Annotated in this window: 5 protein-coding genes; 3 read left to right on the forward strand and 2 right to left on the reverse strand. The window is 68.2% G+C overall.

Features of this window, described 5'->3' with window-relative positions:
- Nucleotides 1-1091: AarF/UbiB family protein (locus RT567_RS03585; protein ID WP_313574341.1), on the reverse strand; the 1091-nt coding region annotated here is incomplete at its 3' end.
- Nucleotides 1092-1141: 50 nt separating this feature from the next.
- Nucleotides 1142-1504 carry a hypothetical protein gene (locus RT567_RS03590; protein WP_313574343.1) on the reverse strand — a complete coding sequence of 121 codons (363 nt, stop codon included), beginning with the start codon at nt 1502-1504 and terminating at the stop codon, nt 1142-1144.
- A gap of 124 nt (nt 1505-1628) precedes the next feature.
- On the opposite strand from RT567_RS03590, the gene RT567_RS03595 reads away from it, so the two are divergent.
- The 3 genes from RT567_RS03595 to RT567_RS03605 form a co-directional block, all read left to right on the forward strand.
- Nucleotides 1629-2348, forward strand: a complete 720-nt coding sequence (locus RT567_RS03595; RefSeq protein WP_313574344.1) for a 16S rRNA (uracil(1498)-N(3))-methyltransferase — start codon at nt 1629-1631, stop codon at nt 2346-2348.
- Between the two features lie 68 nt (nt 2349-2416).
- Nucleotides 2417-3778 (forward strand): glutamate--cysteine ligase, encoded by a 1362-nt coding sequence (locus tag RT567_RS03600; protein ID WP_313574346.1) that lies wholly within the window; start codon nt 2417-2419, stop codon nt 3776-3778.
- 94 nt (nt 3779-3872) lie between these two features.
- A partial coding sequence (locus tag RT567_RS03605; protein WP_313574347.1) for a PAS domain-containing sensor histidine kinase occupies nt 3873-5163 on the forward strand: 1291 nt, incomplete at its 3' end.

A 5163-nucleotide genomic window follows, 5' to 3' on the forward strand; every position in this document is an offset into this window, starting at 1 on the left:
ACCGCGCCCTGACCGTGGCGTGCAATCAGCCGCTCGGCCCCGGCGGTCAGGCTGGTGCGCGAGACGTCCGTTCCCTCGGTCCAGTCGGCCAGCACCTCGGCCATGCGGGCGCCGTCGCCGGCGGCCAGCGACTGGACGAAGCTGATCAGCTCGGCGCGGCGGCGCGGGGTGACGGTCCCGACCATGCCGAAGTCCAGCAGTCCCACCCGGTCGCCCGGCAGGCCGCGCAGATTGCCGGGGTGCGGATCGGCGTGGAAGCGGCCGTTGACCAGCACCATGTCCAGCACCGCCTCGGCGCCGACGCGGGCCAGCTTGCTTGGATCGACGCCCGCCGCCCTCAGCCGCGCCGCGTCCACGGGAGGGACGCCGTCGAGATAACCCTGCACCAGCACGCTGTCGGTCGTGTGCTGCCAATAGACGGTCGGAATGACGACATCGCGGTTCCTGGCGAAGTCGGCGGCGAAGCGGTCGACGTTGCGGCCCTCGGTCGTGAAGTCCAGTTCGTCCAGCATCGCCTCGGTCAACTGAGCGATCAGGGCGCGCGGACGATAGCGAGCGATCTCGGCGCTGGACTGTTCGGCGCGGCGGGCCAGTTCGGCGATCAGGCGCAGGTCGGCCTCGACGCGCGGGCGCACGCCGGGGCGACGAATCTTAACCACCACCTCCGTCCCGTCATGCAGGGACGCGCGATGCACCTGGGCGATGGAGGCGGCGGCCAGCGGCGCCGTGTCGAAGCGGGCGAAGACCTGTTCCGGCGGCCCGCCCAGGGCGGCCTCGACCTCGGGCCGCAACATCTCGAAGTCGAGGGTGGGGCCGGCGCTCTGAAGCTGTTCGAACTCGGCGATCCAGTCTGCGGGCAGCAGGTCCGAGCGGGTGGACAGGATCTGGCCCAGCTTGACGAAGGTGGGGCCCAAAGCCTCAAGCGCCTGACGGGTGCGACGGGGCAAAGGCTCCGGCCCGTCGGCATGGGCCTCGCCGCCGCCCAGGCCGAGGCGCAGCAACACGGCCTCAAGCCCGAAGCGGGCGGCGACGCCTGAAATCTCGGCCAGACGTTTTCGATCGCGCGCCGCTACGGCCAAGGTTGTGAACATGAGAGGCCAACGCGAGGCAGGCTCGCCGCGTTCCCCTCATACATCCGTTCTCAGGGATGCAAGGCAGGCTGTGAACGCTTGCTCCAGATCCAGCGCGCCCCGCTTCGGATCACAAGACCCCACAAGCCCAGCACCGGCACGCCGAGGAACGGCGGTATCACCGCAGACAACGCCAGCCAATACACGCCCCATGTCAGATACCAGCTGATCGTCAACCCGCCAGCAAGCATGCCCGGCATATCCGGAGCACATCTGACGCCGATGATAAGGGCGTCGTAAAAATAGCATCCCGCCGGTTCCGCTCCGCCGCGATAATAAGGCAGGGCGAACTGTGCATAGGTTCCGGCTGCGACAATTCCTATCACGGCGACCACTGCAAAAGGCCCCGCCCGGCGCTCCAGTTCTCGCAGCATTTCAGATGCCTCCAACGCATAACCATGACAGGCGAATGAGGGCGCGGCCATCCGCAAGACGGATTTCACCAGCATCGTGCCGGAGCGGGATGACGATCGTCTCCGCCCTCGCTAAGTCTGTCGCATGATCCGTCTTTACGTTCAGGGCGACCTCGCCCCCGGCGCCGCCGTGGCGCCTACGCTCGACCAGTCGCGCTATCTGACGCAGGTGATGCGGTTGAAGGCGGGCGACGAGTTGCTGGTCTTCAACGGCCGCGACGGCGAGTGGCGCGTCAGCGTCGCCGAAGTGCTGAAGAAGGGCGTCATCCTGCGCGCCGAAGAGCAGACCCGGCCTCAGGTCTATGGCCCCGATCTGGAGCTGATCGTCGCCGTGGTGAAGAAGGCCCGCGTCGAGACCATCGTCGAGAAGGCCGCCGAACTGGGCGCCAAGCGGGTGCGGCTAGCGCTGACCCAGCGCACCAACGCCGACCGCCTGCGACTGGACCGGCTGGACGCCATCGCCGAGGAGGCCGCCGAGCAAACCGGGCGTCTGGACGTGCCCCTCGTGGATGATCCGGTGAAGCTGGACGCCCTGCTGGACGGCTGGGAGGCGGGGCGTCGGCTGATGTTCTGTGACGAAACGGGCGGCGCGCCGGCGGTGTCGGCGTTGACCGGCGCAGGCGACGGCAAGTGGGCCATTCTGATCGGGCCCGAAGGCGGGTTCTCGCCCGAGGAGGGCGAGCGACTGCGGTCCCTGCCCTTCACCACCGCCGTCTCGCTGGGGCCGCGCATCCTGCGGGCCGACACCGCCGCCATCGCCGCCATGACGCTGTGGCAGGCGGCGGTCGGCGACTGGGATCGCTAGAAGTTTCCGCCGCCCCCTTGAGCATGGCCGACGGCTGGCCCATCTAGCCGCGACAGCAGAGGTTACAGATGTCCGACACGGCACCCCTTTCCAGAGACCAGCTGATCCACGCCATGTCAAAGGGCGAGAAGCCCCGCGACCAGTGGCGCATCGGCGCCGAGCACGAGAAGTTCGGCTTTGACAAGTCGACCCTGCGCCGCCCCGCCTATGAGGGCGATAACGGCATCCTGGCGATGCTGACGGGCCTGCAGCGCTTCGGCTGGGCGCCGGTCGAGGAAGCAGGCCATGTCATCGCGCTTGAGCGCAGGAACGCCGAGGGCTTCAGCGCCTCGATCAGTCTGGAGCCGGGCGGACAGTTCGAACTGTCGGGCGCCCCGCTGAAGGACATCCACGACATCTGCAATGAGACCGGCCAGCATCTGATGGAGGTCAAACAGGTCGCGGACCAGCTGAATCTGGGTTTCCTGGGGCTGGGCTTCGACCCGATGTGGCGGCGCGAGGACATCCCCGTCATGCCCAAGGGCCGCTATGACATCATGCGCGCCTACATGCCCAAAAAGGGCACGCTGGGCCTCGACATGATGCTGCGCACCTGCACCATCCAGGCGAACCTCGACTTCGACAGCGAAGCCGACATGGTCATGAAATTCCGGACCTCGCTGGCGCTGCAGCCCATCGCCACGGCCCTGTTCGCCAACAGCCCCTTCACCGAGGGCAAGCCGAACGGCTTCCTGTCGGCGCGCGCCAACGTCTGGACCGACACCGACCCGGACCGCACGGGCATGCTGGACTTCGTCTTCCAGGACGGCTTCGGCTACGAACGCTACGCCGACTACGCCCTCGACACCCCGATGTATTTCGCCAAGCGCGGCGAGACCTATGTCGACCTGTCGAGCCAGTCGTTCCGCGCCTTCATGGAGGGCAAGCTGGACGCCCTGCCGGGCGATCGCGCCACGGCCAAGGACTGGGCCGATCACCTGACCACCCTGTTCCCCGAAGTGCGGCTGAAACAGTATCTGGAGATGCGCGGCGCCGACGGCGGACCGTGGAGCCGCATCTGCGCCCTGCCCGCCCTGTGGGCCGGAATCCTGTACGACGCGCCGTCGCTCGCGGCGGCGTGGGATCTGTGCAAGGACTGGGACATCGAGGACCACGAGCGCCTGCGCCGCGACGTGACCCGTCTGGGCCTGAAGGCCGAAGTCAACGGCCGCAGCGTGCGCGACATCGCCGTCGACATGGTCAACATCGCCAAGCAGGGCCTGAAGAACCGCGCCCGCTTCAGCGGCGGCATGGTGGACGAGCGCGGCTACATCACCGAGCTGGAAGACATCGCCGACAGCGGCGTGACCTCGGCCGACCGCCTGCTGGAGCTGTACAACGGCGAGTGGGGCGGCGACCTCAGCCGCGTTTATCGCGACATGGCCTACTGAAGCTCTCCCGAGACGCGAGCCGCAAGGCGCCCTTAACCGGCAGGCGCTAGGATGAGGTCCAGCCTGCCTTCAGGACCGCGCCTCAGGACCGCCCATGCCCTTCACTCCGGCCGCCGCCCCTTCCTCGACGGGACAGCCGCAGCCGCCGCCTGACGCCGGGGTCGATCTGGCGACCTTCTTCGACGTATCCCTGGACCTGCTGGTGATCCGCGACCTGAAGGGGCGGATCGTGCGGGTCAGCGCCTCCTGGGCCTCGACCCTGGGCTATCAGCCCGAGGAACTGGTCGGCCTGGCCATACTGACCCTGGTCCACCCCGACGACCTGCCCGGCACCCTGGGCAGCGTGACCGAAGTCGAGACGCGCCGCCCCGGCGATCCGGTGCTGGGCCACGTCAACCGCTATCGCCACAAAGACGGCCGCTACGTCACCCTGGAATGGCGGGCGCAGAAGTTCGGCGACCGCATCTACGCCGTGGCCCGCGACGTGACCGCCAAGATCGCCGCCGAGCGCGCCCTGATCGAAGCCAAGGCCGCGGCCGAGGCCGCCAACCGCGCCAAGTCCGACTTCCTGGCCAATATGAGTCATGAGATCCGCACGCCGCTGAACGGGGTCATCGGCATCATCGACGCCCTGGCGCGTACGCCGCTGTCGCCGCAACAGGCCGAAATGGTCGAACTGGTCCGCAGTTCGGGCGTGACCCTGGAGCGACTGGTCACGGACATCCTGGACGTGTCGCGCATCGAATCCGGACGCATGACGCTGGAGGTCCGTCCCTTCGACCTGAACGACGCCCTGATCCCGGCCATCGCTCCCCTGCGCGGCCTGGCGGAGAAGAAGGGCCTGACCTTCCGCCTCGAACGCGCCGAGACCGCGTGCGGCGTCTTCAACGGCGACGTGGTGCGGATCCGCCAAATCCTGAGCAATCTGCTGTCCAATGCCGTCAAATTCACCGCACAGGGCCAGGTCGCCGCCCATATCGACCTGCTGGACAGGGGCGACGGAGCCGTCCTGCTGACGCTGGAAGTGCGCGACACCGGCATCGGTTTCGGCGCCGACCATGCGGCGCAGTTGTTCCAGCGCTTCAGCCAGGCTGACGCTTCCATCACCCGGCGGTTCGGCGGGGCCGGGCTGGGCCTGTCCATCTGCCAGGCCCTGGCCGAGATGATGGGCGGGCGCATCGAGGCCGAGTCGGCGCTGGGCGAAGGCAGCCGCTTCCGGGTCGAACTGCCGCTGACGCGCATCGCCTCCCTGGCCGAGTTCGACGCCGCCTACGCCGAGGAAGCGACGCCGGACGCGCCGCCTTCCGGCCCGCGTCCCCACGTCCTGCTGTCCGAGGATCATCCGATCAATCAGCGAGTGGTGCAACTGATCCTGGGCGACGGCG

This window comes from Brevundimonas sp., from assembly GCF_032107865.1.
In the GTDB taxonomy this organism is placed as follows: Bacteria; Pseudomonadota; Alphaproteobacteria; order Caulobacterales; family Caulobacteraceae; genus Brevundimonas.

What these genes read in the sequence shown, in the direction of transcription:
- RT567_RS03600 (WP_313574346.1), top strand. Translation starts at nt 2,417, where the DNA reads ATGTCCGACACGGCACCCCTTTCCAGAGACCAGCTGATCCACGCCATG.
- RT567_RS03590 (WP_313574343.1), bottom strand. Translation starts at nt 1,504, where the DNA reads ATGCTGCGAGAACTGGAGCGCCGGGCGGGGCCTTTTGCAGTGGTCGCC.
- RT567_RS03595 (WP_313574344.1), top strand. Translation starts at nt 1,629, where the DNA reads ATGATCCGTCTTTACGTTCAGGGCGACCTCGCCCCCGGCGCCGCCGTG.